Source organism: Curtobacterium sp. MMLR14_006 (assembly GCF_001864985.1).
GTDB lineage: Bacteria > Actinomycetota > Actinomycetes > Actinomycetales > Microbacteriaceae > Curtobacterium.
The window spans coordinates 231,045-249,738 of the sequence record NZ_MJGU01000012.1; the positions used below are offsets into that span (position 1 = coordinate 231,045).

At 72.3% G+C, this 18,694-nt stretch carries 14 protein-coding genes and 1 tRNA gene; 13 read left to right on the forward strand and 2 right to left on the reverse strand.

What is annotated here, in order from left to right; all coding sequences use genetic code 11:
• Positions 1–18: 18 nt before the first annotated feature.
• On the reverse strand, positions 19–966 hold the full coding sequence (locus BIU94_RS04625) for a LysR family transcriptional regulator (RefSeq protein WP_071254702.1): 948 nt from the start codon (positions 964–966) through the stop codon (positions 19–21).
• A 70-nt stretch (positions 967–1,036) separates the two neighbouring features.
• Between BIU94_RS04625 and BIU94_RS04630 the strand changes: the two genes are divergently transcribed.
• The 3 genes from BIU94_RS04630 to BIU94_RS04640 all read left to right on the forward strand — a co-directional run bounded on the left by BIU94_RS04630 (position 1,037) and on the right by BIU94_RS04640 (position 4,460).
• Complete coding sequence (locus BIU94_RS04630) at positions 1,037–2,092, forward strand: aminotransferase class V-fold PLP-dependent enzyme (RefSeq protein ID WP_071254705.1); 1,056 nt, start codon at positions 1,037–1,039, stop codon at positions 2,090–2,092.
• Positions 2,093–2,199: 107 nt separating this feature from the next.
• A complete protein-coding gene (locus BIU94_RS04635; protein WP_071254708.1) occupies positions 2,200–3,585 on the forward strand; it encodes a glycine--tRNA ligase in 1,386 nt (461 codons plus the stop codon).
• Positions 3,586–3,725: 140 nt separating this feature from the next.
• On the forward strand, positions 3,726–4,460 hold the full coding sequence (locus BIU94_RS04640; RefSeq protein ID WP_071254711.1) for a DsbA family protein: 735 nt from the start codon (positions 3,726–3,728) through the stop codon (positions 4,458–4,460).
• Between the two features lie 406 nt (positions 4,461–4,866).
• Here the strand turns inward: BIU94_RS04640 and BIU94_RS04645 are convergent, their stop codons facing one another.
• Entirely contained in the window at positions 4,867–5,352 is a 486-nt protein-coding gene (locus BIU94_RS04645) for an aminoacyl-tRNA deacylase (RefSeq protein WP_071254714.1), read from the reverse strand.
• Positions 5,353–5,399: 47 nt separating this feature from the next.
• On the opposite strand from BIU94_RS04645, the gene dusB reads away from it, so the two are divergent.
• The 10 genes from dusB to BIU94_RS04695 all read left to right on the forward strand — a co-directional run bounded on the left by dusB (position 5,400) and on the right by BIU94_RS04695 (position 18,572).
• On the forward strand, positions 5,400–6,563 hold the full coding sequence (gene dusB, locus BIU94_RS04650; protein ID WP_071254717.1) for a tRNA dihydrouridine synthase DusB: 1,164 nt from the start codon (positions 5,400–5,402) through the stop codon (positions 6,561–6,563).
• Positions 6,560–7,840 carry a deoxyguanosinetriphosphate triphosphohydrolase gene (locus BIU94_RS04655; protein WP_071254720.1) on the forward strand — a complete coding sequence of 427 codons (1,281 nt, stop codon included), beginning with the start codon at positions 6,560–6,562 and terminating at the stop codon, positions 7,838–7,840. Before dusB ends, BIU94_RS04655 begins: the two co-directional genes overlap by 4 nt.
• A 183-nt stretch (positions 7,841–8,023) precedes the next feature.
• Positions 8,024–9,940, forward strand: a complete 1,917-nt coding sequence (gene dnaG / locus BIU94_RS04660) for a DNA primase (protein WP_071254722.1) — start codon at positions 8,024–8,026, stop codon at positions 9,938–9,940.
• Between the two features lie 796 nt (positions 9,941–10,736).
• Positions 10,737–12,353 (forward strand): ABC transporter substrate-binding protein, encoded by a 1,617-nt coding sequence (locus tag BIU94_RS04665; protein WP_071254724.1) that lies wholly within the window; start codon positions 10,737–10,739, stop codon positions 12,351–12,353.
• Positions 12,354–12,484: 131 nt separating this feature from the next.
• Positions 12,485–13,543 carry an ABC transporter permease gene (locus BIU94_RS04670; RefSeq protein WP_254782941.1) on the forward strand — a complete coding sequence of 353 codons (1,059 nt, stop codon included), beginning with the start codon at positions 12,485–12,487 and terminating at the stop codon, positions 13,541–13,543.
• Positions 13,544–13,545: 2 nt separating this feature from the next.
• The gene (locus BIU94_RS04675; RefSeq protein WP_071254729.1) at positions 13,546–14,541 is read left to right on the forward strand and encodes an ABC transporter permease; all 996 of its coding nucleotides are present in this window, start codon (positions 13,546–13,548) and stop codon (positions 14,539–14,541) included.
• Complete coding sequence (locus tag BIU94_RS04680; RefSeq protein ID WP_254782932.1) at positions 14,538–16,268, forward strand: ABC transporter ATP-binding protein; 1,731 nt, start codon at positions 14,538–14,540, stop codon at positions 16,266–16,268. Before BIU94_RS04675 ends, BIU94_RS04680 begins: the two co-directional genes overlap by 4 nt.
• A 148-nt stretch (positions 16,269–16,416) precedes the next feature.
• Positions 16,417–17,367: an ATP-binding cassette domain-containing protein gene (locus BIU94_RS04685; protein WP_071254731.1), complete on the forward strand. Its 951-nt coding sequence runs from the start codon at positions 16,417–16,419 to the stop codon at positions 17,365–17,367.
• Positions 17,364–18,365: a D-isomer specific 2-hydroxyacid dehydrogenase family protein gene (locus tag BIU94_RS04690; RefSeq protein ID WP_083404583.1), complete on the forward strand. Its 1,002-nt coding sequence runs from the start codon at positions 17,364–17,366 to the stop codon at positions 18,363–18,365. The genes BIU94_RS04685 and BIU94_RS04690 overlap by 4 nt, the downstream gene beginning before the upstream one ends.
• Positions 18,366–18,499: 134 nt before the next feature.
• Positions 18,500–18,572, forward strand: a tRNA-Asn gene (locus BIU94_RS04695).
• The last annotated feature ends 122 nt before the right edge of the window (positions 18,573–18,694 follow it).

The window sequence follows — 18,694 nt, forward strand, 5'->3', positions numbered from 1 at the left end:
CGAGAGCCCGAGCCCCGTTCAGCCGGGCAGCGGTCCGTCGAGCAGGTGCGCCGACGCCCGCACGGCGTCGAGGGTCGCCCGGACGCTCGGCACCCGGTCGGCCCCGCGTGCCACGACGACCTCGACCCGGCGCGCGAGCTCGTCGTCCGCCGGGGCCACCCGCACCTGAGGCGGCAGGACGGTGGTGACGAGTGCGAGCCGGGGGAGCAGTGCCACCCCGAGCCCCGCGGCGACGAGGCCGACCACGGCGGCGGCGTTGTCGGTCTCGAGCACGATGTCCGGCGTGAAGCCCGACGCGGCGCACGAGGCGAGCAGGTGCCCCCGGCAGCGCGGACACCCGCCGATCCAGCGGGCGTCCCGGAACGCGGCGAGGTCGACGACCTCGTCGCGGTGCTCCGGCGCAACGGCGTCCCGGGCGGTGACGAGCGCCAGTGGGTCGCGCCCGAGCGCCCGGGACCACAGCGCCGGGTCGGTCCCGGTGTCGTCGCCGACGTGGGTGAACGTCAGGGCGACGTCGACCTCGCCGCTCCGGACGAGCTCGAGGGCCTCGGGCGGCTCGACCTCGACGTACGAGGTCGTCACACCCGGTGCGGTCGTCGCCATCGCCGCGAGCACGGCGGGCACCAGGGTCGACGAGGCGCTCGGGAACCCCGCCAGGCGCACCCGGCCCCGGCTCAGCCCGCCGACGGCATCGAGGTCCTCGCGCGCGGCGCTCAGCGCGGCCTGCACGTGCAGCGCGTGGTCCGCGAGCACCCGCCCGGCGTCGGTCAGCGTCGCACCCCGCCCGCCGCGGCCGTCCTGCCCGGAGCGCAGCACGAGCGTGTGGCCGAGGCGCTGCTCGGCCCGGGCGAGCAGCTGGCTGACCGCCGGCTGGCTCGACCCGAGGGCGGCGGCGGCGCGGGTGATCGAGCCACCGTCGGCCACGGCACGGAGGACCCGGAGCAGCTGGGGATCGATCTCGTCCATCACATGATGTTATCGCCGGCACAACGGATCGGCCCTGGTGTGATGGGGTGCGAGCGGCGACGCTGGCCGCATGGACTCCTTCCCCGCCGGCCGCGGCTACCTCGCGGCGTGCACCGCAGGACTGCCGACCCGCGCGACGCTCGCCGCCCAGCGCGCCGACCTCGACGCGTGGTCCCGCGCCGAGACGTCGCCGGCCCGGTACGGCGCCCTGGTCGAGCAGGGCCGTGCGCTGTTCGCCGCCCTCGTCGGCGTCCCGGCGGAGCGGGTCGCGACCGGCTCGCAGACCTCGGTGATGGCCGCCGTCGTCGCCGACGCGCTGCCGGACGGCGCTGAGGTGGTCGTGCCCGACGGCGACTTCAGCTCGGTCGTCTTCCCGTTCCTCGCCCAGGCGCACCGCGGCGTCCGGGTGCGGCACGTCCCGCTCGACCGGCTCGCTGCGTCCGTCGGTCCCGACACCGCCCTCGTCGCGTGGTCCGCGGTGCAGTCCGCCACCGGCGCGGTCACGGACCCCGGTCCGGTGGTCGCCGCCGCCCGGCGGGTCGGCGCCCTGACCCTCTGCGACCTCACGCAGGCAGCCGGCGTCCTGCCCGTCGACGCCGCACCGTTCGACGTGACGTTGACGCACGCCTACAAGTGGCTCTGCGCCCCGCGCGGCGTCGCGTTCATGACGCTGTCCGACACCGCGCTCGGGCGGCTCCGGCCGGTCCAGGCCGGCTGGTACGCAGGCGAGGACGTGTGGTCCTCGTGCTACGGCCCCGCCATGCGCCTGGCCGACGACGCGCGTCGCTTCGACGTCTCGCCGGCCTGGCAGGCGTGGCCCGGTGCGGTGGCCGCCCTGCAGCACGCCGTCGCGCTCGACCAGCGGTCGGTCTGGAGGCACGCCACCGGTCTCGCAGACCGGCTGTGCGACACCCTCGGGTCACCCCGGCAGGGTGACGGGCAGGCGATCGTCACGTTCGCGGACGCCGACGGGTCGGCCCTCCGGGCACTCACCGCCGCAGGGCTCACGGCCTCGGGCCGAGCCGGGCGGCTGCGGATCGCGTTCCACCTCTGGAACGACGAGGCGGACGTGACCGACGTGGCGGCCGCACTGGCCGGGGTGGACGCGACCACGTCGGCGGCGTGAGGGGCGTCGGCGGACGCGGGGCGGGCCTCCCGGGCCACGAACGCCGGTAGTCTTGCCCGGACCGTTTCCGCACCGAGCACCCAGCTCGGCGACCTCTGGAGCACCCTTTGGCACAGCCCTCCCGTCTCGACAGCGTCATCGCCCTGGCCAAGCGCCGCGGCTTCGTCTTCCAGTCGGGCGAGATCTACGGAGGTTCCCGCTCCGCGTGGGACTACGGGCCCCTCGGTGTCGAGCTCAAGGAGAACATCAAGCGCCAGTGGTGGCAGCGGTTCGTCCGTGGCCGCGGTGACATGGTCGGCCTCGACTCCGCCGTGATCCTGCCCCGCAAGGTGTGGGAGGCCTCCGGGCACGTCGCGACCTTCACCGACCCGCTGGTGGAGTGCCTGCACTGCCACCACCGGTTCCGCGAGGACCACCTCATCGAAGCGTTCGTCGCGAAGAAGGGCCGCGACCCCGAGGGCCGCATGGCCGAGATCGCCTGCCCGAACTGCGGCACGCGCGGTGAGTGGACCGAGCCCCGCGAGTTCTCCGGGATGCTCAAGACCTACCTCGGCCCGGTCGAGTCGGAAGAGGGCCTGAACTTCCTGCGCCCCGAGACCGCGCAGGGCATCTTCGTCGACTTCGCGCAGGTCGTCACGACCAGCCGCATGAAGCCCCCGTTCGGCATCGGCCAGGTCGGCAAGGCGTTCCGCAACGAGATCACGCCCGGCAACTTCATCTTCCGCACCCGCGAGTTCGAGCAGATGGAGATCGAGTACTTCGTGCCGCCGGCCGAGGCGGGCGAGCACTACGAGCAGTGGATCACCGACTCGGTCGCGTTCTACACCGACCTCGGCATCGACCACGAGAACCTGCGCCGCTTCGACGTGCCGGACGGCGAGCGGGCGCACTACTCCGACGCCACCGCCGACATCGAGTACCGCTTCGGCTTCACCGGTTCGGAGTGGGGCGAGCTGATGGGCGTCGCGAACCGCACCGACTTCGACCTCAACAACCACATCGAGTCCTCCGGCCAGGACCTGCGGTTCTTCGACCAGGCCGCCAACGAGAAGTACGTGCCGTACGTCATCGAGCCGTCGTTCGGTCTGACCCGTGCGCTCATGGCGTTCCTGCTCGACTCGTACCACGAGGACGAGGCCCCGAACGCGAAGGGCGGCGTCGACAAGCGCACCGTGCTGCGCCTCGACCCGCGCCTGGCGCCCGTGAAGGCCGCCGTGCTGCCGCTGTCGCGCAACGAGCAGCTCTCGCCCGTCGCTCGCGGCCTGGCCGACGACCTGCGCAAGAACTGGAACGTGGACTTCGACGACGCCGGAGCCATCGGCCGTCGCTACCGTCGCCACGACGAGATCGGCACCCCGTTCTGCATCACGGTCGACTTCGACACGCTCGAGGACAAGGCCGTGACCGTGCGCGAGCGCGACACCATGGGCCAGGAGCGCGTCTCGCTCGACCAGCTGCAGGGCTACCTGGCGCAGCGGCTGCTCGGCGCGTAGCGGTTCGCCGCGGGCCGGCGCGGCCCGGCGCAGATGCGCTTCGCACAACCAAAGTCACCTCGAACCGCGCGATCCCGCGGCGCGAGGTGATTTTGGTTGTGCGGCGGGAATGCGCCCGCACGCCGCGCGTTGGGCTGAGCATGAACGACTCCGTGAAGGTCGATGTCTGGTCGGACATCGCCTGCCCCTGGTGCTACATCGGCAAGCGCAAGTTCGAGGCCGGCGTCGCCGCGTTCGGCGCCTCGTCGGACGGGCGGCCCGTCGAGGTCGAGTACCACTCCTTCGAGCTGAGCCCGGACACCCCCGTCGACTTCGAGGGGACCGAGGCCGAGTTCCTGTCGGGACACAAGGGCATGCCCGTCGACCAGGCGCAGCAGATGCTCGACCAGGTCAGCGCGATCGCCGCCGGCGTCGGACTCGACTACGACTTCGAGGCGATGCACCACACCAACACGGTGAAGGCACACCAGGTCATCCACCTCGCCAAGCAGCACGGCAAGCAGCTCGAGATGGTCGAGCGGCTGTTCACCGCCTACTTCGAGCGGGGTGAGCACGTCGGACAGGAGTCCTCGCTCGCCGACCTGGCCGCCGAGGTCGGCCTCGACCGTGACGAGGTCCTCGCCACGCTCCGCGACGACGCGCAGCTCGCGGCCGTCCGCGCCGACCAGGCCCAGGCGCAGGCGTTCGGCATCAACGGCGTGCCGTTCTTCGTCATCGACGGCAAGTACGGCGTCTCGGGCGCCCAGGACCCGACGGCGTTCGAGCAGGTGCTCCACCAGGTGGTCGCCCTGCGCGAGACGACCCCGGACGAGGTCGCCTCGGCGGCCGAGCGTGCGGCGGACGACGCGAGCGCGGACGCGGCGGTGACCCGGTGACGGGCGCGACGGTGTCCGTGGGTGCCGCGCCGGGCCTCCCGGCCGACGGTGCGACGGCGGCCGCGCAACCCGCACTGCTCACACTCGTGACGCCGGGCGGTGCGCCCGTCTGCGAGGGCGACTCGTGCTTCGTGCCAGGCGCTGAGGGTGACTGGACCGAGGTGCCGGACTGAGGTCCGGCCTCCGCTCCCCGGACTGCGCCCCTGTGCGGGCGTCGCGCCCCGGCACTGCCGGGCGCGTCGCCCGCACGGGGGCGCGATGGGGAGGGCGCCGTGCGACGGCCCTGCCGGGCGGGACGCCCACGCGGCGGCACGCTCGGAACTGCGCCCCGACGCGGTCGTCGTGCCCCGGTCCTGCGGGGCGCGACAGCGGTGCGGGGGCGCGTCCGGTCGGGCGCCGGGACTGGTCAGCCGCGTTGCGGTTCCTCGTCGGTGATGTCCGCGACCGTCGCGCCGTAGGCGGCGACGAGGGCGTCGGCGTCGACGAAGGCGCTCGCACCGTGGCGTCCTGCCCCGAGGGCGACCCGGCGGCCGAGGACGCGCTCGTCGGCGTACACCGGCAGGTCGCCCGTGGCGCCGATCGGCGTGATCGTGCCACGTTCGTAGCCCGACGCCTCGAGCGCGGTGGCGGCGTCGGGCATCGACAGCTTGTTGACGCCGACGACCGTGCGGAGCTTCTTCCAGGCGATGCTGCGGCCGCCGGGCACGAGCGCGAGCAGGTAGCCGCCGTCGTGCCGCTTCACGACGAGGGTCTTCACGATGTCGCCGGGCTCGATGCCGAGCAGCTCGGCGGCTCCGTGCAGGGAGTCGGCGGCCGGGCGCTCGACGACCTCGACCGCCAGGCCGCGGGCCCGGGCGTCGGCGTCGAACCGGGAGATGGCGTCGCTCGTCATGTGGAGAACGCTACCGGCGAGCACCGACGTGGGAAGATGGGACAGGTATGACGATCACACAAGCACCCGCGCGCATCGGCGGCCCCCTGCGCATCGGCCCGATCGAGGTCGACGTCCCGGTCGTGCTCGCGCCGATGGCGGGGATCACGAACATGGCGTACCGCCGGCTCTGCCGCGAGTACGGCGCCGGGCTCTACGTGTGCGAGATGATCACCTCGCGCGCGCTCGTCGAACGCACGCCCGTGTCGATGCAGCTCATCCAGCACCACGAGTCCGAGACCCCGCGGTCGATCCAGCTGTACGGCGTCGAGCCGAACACCGTGGCCGAGGCCGCCACGATCCTGGTGGGCGAGGACCGTGCCGACCACATCGACCTGAACTTCGGGTGCCCGGTGCCCAAGGTCACCCGGAAGGGCGGCGGCGCGGCCCTGCCCTGGAAGACCGAGCTGTTCAAGGAGCTGGTCACCAAGACCGTCCGCGCTGCCGGTGACGTCCCGGTCACCGTGAAGATGCGCAAGGGCATCGACGAGGACCACCTGACCTACCTCGACGCCGCGCGCATCGCGCGCGACGCGGGTGTCGCCGCGGTCTCGCTGCACGCCCGCACCGCGAACGAGCACTACTCCGGGAAGGCGGACTGGTCGGCGATCGCGACCCTGAAGGAGACCGTCACCGACATCCCGGTCCTCGGCAACGGCGACATCTGGTCCGCCGCCGACGCCGTCCGGATGGTCCAGGAGACCGGCGCCGACGGCGTGGTCGTCGGCCGCGGCTGCCTGGGCCGTCCGTGGCTGTTCGGCGACCTGGCCGCGGCGTTCCGGGGCGAGGGGCTGCGCTACATGCCCTCCCTGGGCGAGGTCGCGGTCGGCTTCCGTCGGCACGCCGAGCTGCTCGTCGAGTTCTTCGGGTCCGAGGAGCACGGCTGCCGCGACGTCCGCAAGCACGTGGCGTGGTACTTCAAGGGGTACCCGATCGGCAGCGACGTCCGGTCCGCCCTGGCGATGGCCTCGAGCCTGCAGGAGATCGACGACCTGCTCGGGCAGCTCGACCACGACGCGCCGTACCCGGGCGCCGACGCCGAGGGACCGCGCGGCCGCGCCGGACACCCGAAGCGCACCGCCCTGCCGGACCGCTGGCTCGAGAGCCGCGACGTCGACGCCGAGTTCCGCAAGGTCCTCGCCGCCGCCGAGCTGCACCACAGCGGCGGATGAGCGCCTTCGCCTCGTACGGGCCGGCCGACGCCGAGCGCTGGCTGCCCGAACAGCACGGCAACCGCCGGTCCGACTTCGCACGCGACCGTGCCCGGCTGCTGCACTCCAGCGCGCTCCGGCGCCTGGCCGCCAAGACGCAGGTGCTCAGCCCGACGGCCGGCCTCGACTTCGCCCGCAACCGGCTGACGCACTCGCTCGAGGTCGCGCAGGTCGGCCGCGAGCTCGCCGACTCGCTCGGCCTCGACCCCGACGTGGTCGACACGGCCTGCCTGGCGCACGACATCGGCCACCCGCCGTTCGGCCACAACGGCGAGACCGCCGTCAACGCGTGGGCGGCCGGCATCGGCGGCTTCGAGGGCAACGCCCAGACCCTCCGGCTGCTCACCCGGCTCGAGCCGAAGGTCTACGGCGACGACGGGCAGGCCTACGGGCTCAACCTGACGCGCGCGTCGCTCGACGCCAGCTGCAAGTACCCGTGGCCGGCCTCGCAGGGCGTGTCGGAGTCGTCGTCGGGTCGGACGAAGTTCGGCTTCTACGACGACGACCACGACGCCTTCGCGTGGCTCCGCGCCGGGGCACCCCGCCGGCAGCGGTGCATCGAGGCGCAGGTCATGGACCTGTCCGACGACATCGCGTACTCGGTGCACGACTTCGAGGACGCCGTCGTCGCCGGGTTCATCGACGTCGCCGCCCTGGGCGACCGGGTCGGCGAGAACGACATCGTGAGCGCCATGCACGCGTGGGTCGGCGACGACCTGAGCCGAGACGAGCTGCTCGAGGCGTTCGACCGGCTGCGCGCGCTGCCGCTCTGGATGACCGCGTACGACGGATCCCGTCGCGACGCCGCGCGTCTGAAGAACCTGACGTCGCAGCTCATCGGCCGCTTCGCCCGGACGGCGACCGCGGCGACGCGGGCCGCGTACGCCTCGGGCTCGCTCGTCCGGTTCGCCGCGTCGGTCGTCACCCCGCCGGAGATCATCGGCGAGATCGCGGTGCTCAAGGGCATCGTCGCGGCCTTCGTCATGACCCACGGCGACCGCCAGCCCGTGTACGAGGACCAGCGGCGGGTGCTCACCGAGCTCCTCGACGCGCTGGCGGCCTCGGGTGACGCAGCCCTCGAGCCGGGCTTCGCCGCCGACTGGCGTGCGGCCGGCGACGACGCCGGGCGGCTCCGCGCCGTGGTCGACCAGGTGGCGAGCCTGACCGACCAGGGCGCGATCGCGTGGCACCGACGGCTGGTCGTCGGCGAGCGGGAGACCGTCCACATCCCGGTGTGAGCGGCCGTCGGCGCGTTCGGTGTGGACGCGGGTCGGCGCCCGTCGGCACGCTCGGTGTGGACGCCGGTCGGCGCCGGTCGGCACGCTCGGCGTCGGCAGCGGTCGGCGCCGGTCGGCGCCGGTCGGCGCGCTCGGTGTCGGCGCCGGTCGGCCGAGGTCGGTCCCAGGAACTAGGATCGAGGGGTGGCTGGCAGGATCGCGCGGAACGACATCGACGAGGTCCGCTCGCGTGTCAACATCGCCGACGTCGTCGGCGACTACGTCACGCTGAAGAACGCCGGCGTCGGGTCGATGAAGGGCCTCTGCCCCTTCCACGACGAACGGTCGCCCTCGTTCCACGTGCGGCCCCAGGTCGGTCGGTACCACTGCTTCGGTTGCGGTGAGGACGGCGACGTCTTCAGCTTCATCATGGCGCAGGACCACACCACCTTCGCCGAGGCGGTCGAGCGCATGGCGGCGAAGATCGGCTTCACGCTGCACTACGAAGAGGGCGACGGGCCGCGCACCGACTACAACACGCGCGCCCGGCTCATCGCCGCGAACGAGGCGGCGCTCGAGTACTACACGTCCCAGCTCACGACGGCCGCCGCCGAACCGGCCCGCCGGTTCCTGGGGGAGCGCGGCTTCGACCCCTCGGCCGCGCAGCACTTCGGCGTCGGCTTCGCGCCGAAGTCGTTCGACATGCTCAAGGACCACCTGCGGGGGCGGGGCTACACGATGGAGGAGCTCGTGTCCGCCGGGCTCGTCAGCCAGGGCGACCGCTCACCGTACGACCGGTTCCGCGGGCGACTGATGTGGCCCATCCGCGACGTCACCGGGGCGACGATCGGGTTCGGCGCGCGCCGCCTGCTCGAGGACGACAAGGGCCCGAAGTACCTCAACACGCCCGAGACCCCGATCTACCACAAGAGCCAGGTGCTCTACGGCCTCGATCTTGCCCGCCGCGACATCGCGAAGCAGAAGCAGGTCGTCATCGTCGAGGGCTACACCGACGTCATGGCGTGCCACGTCGCCGGCGTCACCACCGCGGTGGCCACGTGCGGCACGTCCTTCGGCGTCGACCACATCAAGGTGCTCCGCCCGATGCTCGGCGACCTGGCCGGCGCCGACCCGAACGCCAACGGCGAGGTCGTGTTCACGTTCGACCCGGACGAGGCCGGGCAGCGCGCCGCCTCGCGCGCGTTCGCCGAGGAGCAGCGCTTCGCCGCGCAGACGTTCGTCGCCGTCGCCCCGGGCGGGCTCGACCCGTGCGACCTCCGGCTCGCCCGCGGTGACGACGCCATCCGCCGGCTCGTCACGAACAAGCGCCCGATGTTCGAGTTCATGATCCGTCGCACGCTCGACGGCCACGACCTCGAGACCGTCGAGGGTCGCGTCAGCGCCCTGCGCGCCGCGGCGCCCGTGCTCGCCGGCATCCGCGACCGTTCGCTCACCCAGGGGTACGTCCGCGAGCTCGCCGGCTGGCTCGGCATGGAGATGGCCGAGGTCCGCCGGTCGGTCGAGACCGCCAGGCGTCGCACCGGGTCCGGCACGGACGACCGCAACGGAGGCCCGGGGCACGACCGCGGGTCCGGTCACGGTGGTGAGGCGGCCGGCCCGGTCGACGAGCCGGTCGCAGGGATCCGGTCGCTGCCGAACGACCCCATCAGCCGGATGGAACGCGACGCCGTCATGGCGATGGTGCAGCAGCCGGTCTCCGTCGGGGCGCCGCTGCTCGGACTCGCCGCCTCGGCCACGTTCTCGACGCCGATGCTCGCCGTCGTGCGGGACGCCGTCGTCGCCAACTCGGACGTCATCACCGCGGGGGACTGGCTCGACCGGCTGCTCGCCGATGTGCCGGCGCCGCTGCGGACGCTGACCCACGAACTCGCCCTCGCCCCGATCCCGGCGCGCAACGACGAGGACCTGGCGGCCTACTGCCGGAGCATCGTCGTGGCCCTGGTCGAGCGCGACCTGCTCGCCCGCAAGGCGTCCCTGCTCGGGCAGCTCCAGCGCACCGACCCGCACCAGCAGGCCGACCGACGCGCCGAGCTCCAGCGGCAGCTCGTCGACATCGACGCCCAGCGCATGCGGCTCCGCGCCGACTCCGAGGCGTCTTAGCACCCGCTGCGGGGGCCGCTGTCGGCCCGGGCCGAGGTCGCGCAACGCGCCACGAGCGGGGTGCCCTGGTCGCACGTTCAGCTGCTCGCCGAGCGTCGGCGCGGCAGTTCGTGCGACCTCGGGCGCCCGCGATCCCGCTCGGGTCAGGGGAAGCGCACCGCCACCCCAGGCACCACTGCCCTTCGCCATCCCGCCGGTCCGCGCCGAGGTCGCGCAACGCGCCGTGCACGGGGTGCCGTGGTCGCACGTTCAGCTGCTCAGGGAGCGTCGGGGCGGCAGTTCGTGCGACCTCGGGCGCCGGCGCTCCGGCGCAGGAGCGGCGGATCGGCAGTTCGAGCGACCTCGCGCGCCGGCGCTCCGGAGCAGGAACGGGGGCAGCGCCCGGCCCGGCCCACGTGCCGAGGTCGCGCAACGCGCCGCGTGCGGGGCGTCGCGGTCGCACGATCAGCTGCTCGGGGAGCGGCGGGGCGGCACTTCGTGCGACCTCGGGCGCTGGCGCGCCGACGCAGGCGCCTAGGGGCGGCACTTCGTGCGACCTCGGGTGCCGGCGACGACCGCGCGGCGACGGGGAGAGCGCCCAGTTGCACGACGCAACCTTCGTGCGTGACACGCCGCTCGGGAACGCCGGAATCATGCACCACACGACAGGAGCGTGCGTTACAGCGGTGTAAACAATCGGCCCTCGGTTCGGTCGGTTCCGTGACAGGGTGATACCAATGAGCGTTCCTGGTCGGCCACACAGACGATCCACCCCCGGCCCAGGACCCTTGCAATCACGACCAGAGAGGCAGCGGACATGGCATCCGTGACCAAGTGGGGCAAGCGCGGCATCGCGCTCGGCGCCGGTGCAGCAGCGACGGCGCTGGTGCTCACCGGCTGCGCGAGCAGCAGCGTGAGTGACACCGAACTGAACGGCCTGAGCATCGGGACGACGGACAAGATCACGTCCCTCGACCCGGCGGGTTCCTACGACAACGGCTCCTTCGCCGTGCAGAACCAGGTCTTCCCGTTCCTGATGAACACCCCGGTGGGCAGCCCGGACGTCGAGCCCGACATCGCCACGAAGGCGGAGTTCACGAACCCGACCACGTACGAGGTCACCCTCAAGGACGGGCTCGAGTTCGCGAACGGCAACAAGCTCACCTCGAGCGACGTGAAGTTCTCGTTCGACCGCGAGTTGAAGATCAACAACGAGAACGGCCCGCAGTCGCTGCTCGCCAACCTCAAGAGCATCGACACCCCGGACGACACGACCGTGGTGTTCAACCTCGACCACGCCGACCAGACCTGGCCGCAGGTGCTCTCGAGCCCCGCGGGCCCGATCGTCGACGAGGACGTCTTCAGCGCGACGAAGCTCACCAGCGCCGACGACATCGTCAAGGGCAAGGCGTTCGCCGGGCAGTACCAGATCAGCTCCTACAAGGAGAACCAGCTGATCCAGTACAAGGTGAACCCGAAGTACGACGGCGTGCTCGGCAAGGCGAAGACCGACGAGGTGACGGCCAACTACTTCACGAAGGAGACGGACCTCAAGCTCGCCGTGCAGAAGGGCGACGTCGACGTGGCGTACCGCTCGCTCACGCCGACCGACATCTCGGACCTGCGCAAGGACGACAAGCTCACGGTCACCGACGGCCCCGGCGGCGAGATCCGCTACGTGGTCTTCAACTTCAAGACCCAGCCGTTCGGCACCGGTCAGGACGACGCCGACGAGGCGAAGGCCCTCGCCGTGCGCCAGGCCGCCGCTGACGTGGTCGACCGCGCCGCCCTGGCGAAGGAGGTCTACAACGACACCTTCACCCCGCTGTACTCGATGGTGCCGGACGGCCTCACCGGTGCGGTCCAGCCGTTCAAGGACATGTACGGCGACGGCGACGGCGGTCCGGACGTGTCGAAGGCGAAGAAGACCCTCGCCGACGCGGGCGTCACCGGCAAGGTGCAGCTCGACATCCAGTACGCGCCCGACCACTACGGTTCGGCGTCGGACGACGAGTACGCGCTGCTGAAGACCCAGCTCGAGGACTCCGGCCTGTTCACCGTCAACATCCAGTCGACGGTCTACACGACCTACGCCCAGGAGCGCACGAAGGACGCCTACCCGGAGTACCAGCTCGGCTGGTTCCCCGACTTCTCCGACGCCGACAACTACCTGTCGCCGTTCTTCACCAAGGAGAACTTCGTCCAGAACCACTACGACGACTCGGTCATCCAGGACCTCATCGCGAAGGAGCAGGCGGAGTCCGACCCGGACAAGCGTGCCGACCTGATCGAGCAGGCCCAGGAGCGCGAGGCGTCGCAGATCTCGACGCTGCCCCTGCTGCAGGGCAAGTCCGTCGCGGTCGCGAGCAAGGACGTCAAGGGGCTCCAGCTCGACGCCTCGTTCAAGTTCCGCTACGCCACGCTGAGCAAGTAGGCACGGAACACCGAGCCCTCCGCGCAGGCCGCGGGCGTCCCCACGAGGAACGCCCGTGGCCTGCGCACGGCTGAGAAAGGCACCCCACGACCGTGACCCTCACGAACCCCGAGGCGATCGAGACCGACCCGATCAAACCGCAGGCACAGCGACGTGCCGGTGGTGGCGGCGGCGGACTCGGCCGGTACATCCTCGTCAGATTCCTCCTCATCATCCCGACCGTCTTCATCCTGGTGACGCTCGTGTTCTTCCTGATGCGTGTCATCGGGAACCCGATCACCGCCTCGGTCGGTGGTCGCCTCACCCCGACGCAGCTGCAGGAACGCCTGCACGCAGCCGGGTACGACCGGCCCGTGGTCGTGCAGTACCTGGAGTACCTCGGCAAGCTGCTGCGGGGCGACTTCGGCTCGGCCTCGACGGACAACCGCCCGGTGACCGAGATCATCCTGCAGTACGGCGGCGCCACCGCCGAGCTCGTCTTCTACGCGCTCGTCGTCGCCCTCGTGCTCGGCATCCCGCTCGGCATGCTCGCGGCCTACCTGCGGGACAAGTGGCCGGACGTGCTGCTCCGCGCCCTCGCGATCCTGACCTACGCGACCCCGGTGTTCTTCGGCGGTCTGCTGCTCAAGCTCGTCTTCTCGGTGTGGCTCGGCTGGCTGCCGCTGGGGGACCGCGCCTCGTCACGCGTCCAGCTCGTCCTCGACGGCATCCCCGGCGCGAGCGGCATCTACATCATCGACGCGCTCCGCACCGGCAACGCCGAGATCATCGGTGACGTGCTCCAGCACGCGGTGCTGCCGGCGCTGACCCTCGGCCTGCTGACGGCCGGCATCTTCCTGCGGCTCGTGCGCGCGAACATGATCGGCTCGCTCGGCTCCGAGTACGTCGACGCCGCCCGGTCGCGCGGTGTCCGCGAGTCCCGACTGGTCCGCACGCACGCGTTCCGTCCGGCGCTCGTGCCGATCATCACCGTCATGGGCCTGCAGATCGCGATGCTGCTCGGCGGCTCGGTGCTCACCGAGACCACCTTCGGCTGGCGCGGCCTCGGCTTCGAACTCAACCAGTACCTGTCCGCCCGTGACTTCGTCGCGGTGCAGGGCATCGTCGCGATGCTCGCGGTCATCGTCGCCGTGACGAACTTCGTCGTCGACGTCATCGCCGCCCTGATCGACCCGAGAGTGAGGTTCTAGAGATGGCTGACACCTCCCTCGTCGACCGCCACGAACCGCTGTGGAAGCGGCTGCCCGTCGTGGTCCAGCTCCGCCGGAGCACCGGCTGGCAGCGCGCCATGCTCATCGTCGGCGTGGTCGTCTGCGCCCTCTACCTCGTCGTCGCGATCGCCGCGCCGCTCATCGCCCCGTACGGCTTCGGCCAGCTGCAGGGCGACGACGGCGTGAGCTTCCCGCGCACCGGATCCCCGAGCCCCGAGCACATCTGGGGCACGACGGTCGGCGGCTTCGACGTGTTCAGCCGCGTCGTCTACGGCGCCCGCACGGCGGTCCTCGTCGTCATCGTCGCCGTGGTGGTGTCGATCATCGTCGGTGTCCTGCTCGGCATGGTGTCCGGGTACCTCGGCGGGTGGCTCGACCGCATCCTCGTCGTGGTGGCCGACGCGATCTACGCGTTCCCGTCGCTGCTCCTGGCGATCGTCGTGTCCATCGTCATCTCGGGCGGACGGTCGAGCTACAGCGGCGGCATCCTCGCGGCGGCGATCTCGATCACCGTCGTCTACGTGCCGCAGTACTTCCGGGTGGTCCGCGCCGAGGCCGTTCGCCTGAAGAACGACGCCTTCGTCGAGTCGGCGCGCGTGATGGGCACGAACCCGTGGCGCATCATGACCCGGCACGTCCTGCGGAACTCGACCCGGTCCCTGCCGCTCATCCTGACGCTCAACGCGAGCGACGCGATCCTGACCCTGGCCGGCCTCGGCTTCCTGGGCTTCGGCATCGGACCGACGGCCGGTGCCGAGTGGGGCTACGACCTCAGCCGAGCCCTGGCCGACGTCGCGTCGGGCGTGTGGTGGACCGGCGTGTTCCCCGGTGTCGCGATCGTCGTGCTCGTCCTCGGCGTCACGTTCATCGGCGAGAGCCTCAACGACATCTCCGACCCGCGTCTGCGCGCACGCCGCCGGCTGAAGCAGCTGGTGTCCCGCAAGCAGGCGACCGACACGGAAGGGGCGGCCGCATGACGGACGCAACCCCGGGCCTCCCGGCCGACGACGCGACCGACCGACGCACCGCCCCCCGCGGGACCGGTGCCGAGCCCGTCGCCGTCGTCGACGACCTGACCGTCACGTTCGCGACCGACAACGGCGCCGTCGACGCGGTGAAGGGCGTCAGCATCGACGTCCGTCCGGGCGAGGTCCTCGCCCTCGTCGGCGAGTCCGGGTCCGGCAAGTCGGTCACGGCGCGCAGCATGCTCCGCCTCATGCCGGAGACGGCGACCCTCGGCGGAGCCGTCTACCTCGACGGCACCGACGTGGTGAGCGTCGGCGCGCAGAAGCTCCGCGAGTTGCGGGGCACGGCGGGCGCGATGGTGTTCCAGGAGCCCTCGACCGCGCTGAACCCGGTGTTCACGGTCGGGTGGCAGATCGCCGAGGGCCTGCGCGCCCACGGCGGCGTCTCGAAGCAGGAGGCCCGCGAGAAGGCGATCGACTACCTGCGCCGCGTCGGCATCCCCGACCCGGAGACGCGTGTCGACCACTACCCGCACCAGTTCTCCGGCGGGCAGAAGCAGCGCGTCGTCATCGCGAGCGCCCTGGCCCTCGAGCCGAGCGTCATCATCGCCGACGAACCGACCACCGCGCTCGACGTCACGGTGCAGGCCGAGATCCTCGACCTGCTCCGTCGGTGCCGCGACGAGTTCGGCGCCGCCATCGTCATCATCACGCACAACATGGGCGTCGTCGCCGACCTCGCCGACCGCGTCGCGGTGATGTACCAGGGCGAGATCGTCGAGGAGGCCACCGCGACGGACCTCTTCTCGAAGCCGCAGGCCGACTACACGAAGCGGCTGCTCGCGGCCGTGCCCCGGCTCGAGGCGTCGACGGGCACCGCCCGCCGCGCCGCGATCACCGAGGACGTCACCCCGCTCGTCGAGGCGAAGGGGCTCGTCATCGAGTACCCGGGCCGCCTCGGCTCGCCCGCCTTCACGGCGGTCAAGGGCGTCGACCTGGCGATCCGTCCGGGCGAGGTGCTCGGCCTGGTGGGGGAGTCCGGCTCGGGCAAGACCACGATCGGGCGCGCGATGGCGGGCCTGACGAAGGTCACCGGCGGGTCGCTGAACGTCCTCGGCGCCGAGATGCGCGGGTTCCGCGAGCGGGACTTCAAGCACCTGCGGAAGGACATCGGGTTCGTCTTCCAGGACCCGGCGACGTCGTTCAACCCGCTGCTCACCATCGCCGAGTGCGTCGCCGAGCCGCTCGTGGTGCACGGCGTGGTGTCGAGCCCCCGGGCGGCCCGGAAGCAGGTCGACGAACTGCTCGAGGCCGTCCAGCTGCCGGCCGCCTACGGCGAGCGGTACCCGCACGAGCTCTCCGGTGGTCAGCGCCAGCGTGCCTCGCTGGCCCGGTCGCTCGCGCTCCGGCCGAAGCTGCTCATCGCCGACGAGCCGACGAGTGCGCTCGACGTGTCCGTGCAGGCCCGCGTGCTCGAGCTCTTCCTCGAGCTCCAGCAGGACCTCGGCTTCGCCTCGCTCTTCATCAGCCACGACCTGGCGGTCGTCGGCGCGCTCTCCGACCGCATCGCGGTGCTCTACCGGGGCGACCTGGTCGAGTCGGGGACGACGGCACAGGTGCTCGGTTCGCCGCAGCACCCGTACACGCAGCGACTCCTCGCGTCGCTCCCCGTGCCGGACCCGGCGGAACAGGCGGAGCGACGGCGTACGCTGGAGCGACTGGAGAACGTCGGGTCCTGATCCGACGCGACCACACTGGAGGCCCGGCCCGCGTCGACGACGCACGCCGGGCCTCCAGGGTGGTCGCCTCCACCGCAGCACGCACGACGGTCCCGCAGGTGGCGGCCCGTCGCGGACCGCCGCCAGGGGGCGGCGTGGAAGGGGATCCATGATCGCGGTCAACGGACCGGCGGTCGTCGCCGACGACGTCTCGATCGAGTACCGGGGCGGACGCGGCGCCGAGACCATCCGGGCGGTCGACGGCGTCAGCCTGACCGTCCGCCAGGGTGAGATCCTGGCACTCCTGGGGGAGTCCGGCTCGGGCAAGTCGACCTTCGCCGCCGCGATCGCCGGTCAACTCGGCGCCCACGGCGAGGGCGAGGGGGCCCTGCGCCGGCACATCGTCGGCGGCGAGCTGACGGTGCTCGGACAGAAGACCCGCGGCCTGCGCGCGTCCTCGCGCAAGGCGGAGCGCCTGAGCGGCCGCATCGGCTACCTGCCGCAGGACGGCGCCGATCGGTTGAGCCCCGACCTGACCGTCGGCGAGGCGATCGCCGAGCCGATCTACGCCAGGGACCGCCGGTTCGACCGCCGCGAGGCCGGGCTCATCGTCGCGCGGCTGGTGGACGCCGTGCACCTGCCGCTCGGCATCATGCGCCTGAACACGTGGGAGCTCTCGAGCGGGCAGCGCCAGCGCGTCGCCCTCGCCCGGGCGCTCGTGCTCGAGCCGCAGCTGCTCGTCGCCGACGAACCGGCCCGCGGTGTCGACGTGCTCGTCCGCCAGTCGGTGCTCGAGGCCCTCGCGACCCTGCAGCGGAACCGGCACTTCTCGGCCGTCGTGGTGTCGAGCGACCTGCGCGAGGCCCGGGCCCTGGCCGACCGGGTGGCCGTGATGTCCGACGCGCGCCTGGTCGGGCTCGGCACCTTCGACGAGGTCCTGGACAACCCGGTCGACCCCTACGTCCGCACCCTGGCCGCGACGGCCGCGCGCGGCGTGAAGCGTCGTCCAGCACCCACCGCACCGCGCCGCTCGTCGGCGCCGCGCCGACCGGTCGCGGCCGCGAACGCGCCCGTCACCGCCGGTACCGGCCCCCGCGCCGAGCGACAGGAGACCCCGTGAACCCGTCCAGCCGCGGCCACCGCGCCGTCGTGCCGACCGGCGGCGGTGCGCTGCCCGTCGAGGTCCCGACCCCCGGCCCCGTCGCCGTGCTCCCCGAGCCGACCGACCTGCACGTCACCGCCGTGACCGAGGCGGGCGGCACCGTCGCGCCGCTCGACGCCGACACCCGCGGGGTCGTCTGGCTCGACGCGCACGACCCGGCCGGCCTGGCCGACGCCCTCGACACCGCTCCCGGCATCGGCTGGGTGCAGCTGCCCTTCGCCGGCGTGGACGCCTTCGCGCACCTCATCGAGGAGCACGGCGACCGGGTGCTCTTCACCTCGGCCAAGGGCGCCTACGCCGAGCCGGTGGCGGAGCACGCGCTGGCGCTCACGCTGGCGACGCTCCGCGTGCTGCAGCGCCGGGCGCGGGCGACCTCGTGGGCCACCGAGCCCGAGGGCGTCTCGCTCTACGGCCGGAACGTCGTCGTCATCGGCGCCGGCGGCATCGCCGTCGAGTACCTGCGGCTCGTGGCCCCGTTCGACGTCGACGTGACCGTCGTGCGGCGCTCGGCCGACCCCGTGCCGGGTGCGTCACGCACCGTGACGACCGACCGCCTCGACGAGGTGCTGCCCGACGCGGACGTCGTCGTGGTCGCGGCGGCCATGACCTCGGGCACGACGAAGCTCCTGGGGGAGCGGCAGTTCGGCCTCATGAAGCCGAGCGCACGACTGGTGAACATCGCCCGCGGTGGCCTGGTCGACACCGACGCCCTCGTGGCGGCACTGCGCGCGGGCGAGATCGCCGCGGCCGGTCTCGACGTCACCGATCCGGAACCGCTGCCGGACGACCACCCGCTGTGGTCCGAGCCGGGCGCGCTCATCACGCCCCACCAGGCGGACACGCCGGAGATGGTCGGCCCGCTGCTCGCCGAGCGGATCCGCCTCAACACGACGGCGTTCCTCGGCCGGAGCGCGGACCGGTTCGTCGGCGTGGTGGACCCGGCCGCCGGGTACTGAGCGGCGGAACGGCCCGCCGTGCCCCGCTGCGAGGTCGCGGCGCGCCCGGGCGGCGTGTCCGATGCGGCGGTGGGCCTCGCGGTACTGCTATGCTGTTACCCGTTGTTCGCACGTCATTCGCCAGCGGACAGTGATCCTCGATAGCTCAATTGGCAGAGCAGCCGGCTGTTAACCGGCAGGTTGTTGGTTCGAGTCCAACTCGGGGAGCGACAGGCCCTCACCCCTCGGGGTGGGGGCCTTCTGCGTTCCCGGGGCCTTCTGGGTTGCCGGGGTTTCTGGGTTGCCGGGCCTCCTGGGTTTCCGGCCGGTCGGCGCCGCCGCCGCCGCTC

What these genes read in the sequence shown, in the direction of transcription:
- BIU94_RS04685 (WP_071254731.1), top strand. Translation starts at nt 16,417, where the DNA reads ATGATCGCGGTCAACGGACCGGCGGTCGTCGCCGACGACGTCTCGATC.
- BIU94_RS04680 (WP_254782932.1), top strand. Translation starts at nt 14,538, where the DNA reads ATGACGGACGCAACCCCGGGCCTCCCGGCCGACGACGCGACCGACCGA.
- BIU94_RS04625 (WP_071254702.1), bottom strand. Translation starts at nt 966, where the DNA reads ATGGACGAGATCGATCCCCAGCTGCTCCGGGTCCTCCGTGCCGTGGCC.
- BIU94_RS04645 (WP_071254714.1), bottom strand. Translation starts at nt 5,352, where the DNA reads ATGACGAGCGACGCCATCTCCCGGTTCGACGCCGACGCCCGGGCCCGC.
- BIU94_RS04665 (WP_071254724.1), top strand. Translation starts at nt 10,737, where the DNA reads ATGGCATCCGTGACCAAGTGGGGCAAGCGCGGCATCGCGCTCGGCGCC.
- BIU94_RS04630 (WP_071254705.1), top strand. Translation starts at nt 1,037, where the DNA reads ATGGACTCCTTCCCCGCCGGCCGCGGCTACCTCGCGGCGTGCACCGCA.
- BIU94_RS04640 (WP_071254711.1), top strand. Translation starts at nt 3,726, where the DNA reads ATGAACGACTCCGTGAAGGTCGATGTCTGGTCGGACATCGCCTGCCCC.
- BIU94_RS04675 (WP_071254729.1), top strand. Translation starts at nt 13,546, where the DNA reads ATGGCTGACACCTCCCTCGTCGACCGCCACGAACCGCTGTGGAAGCGG.
- BIU94_RS04655 (WP_071254720.1), top strand. Translation starts at nt 6,560, where the DNA reads ATGAGCGCCTTCGCCTCGTACGGGCCGGCCGACGCCGAGCGCTGGCTG.
- dusB (WP_071254717.1), top strand. Translation starts at nt 5,400, where the DNA reads ATGACGATCACACAAGCACCCGCGCGCATCGGCGGCCCCCTGCGCATC.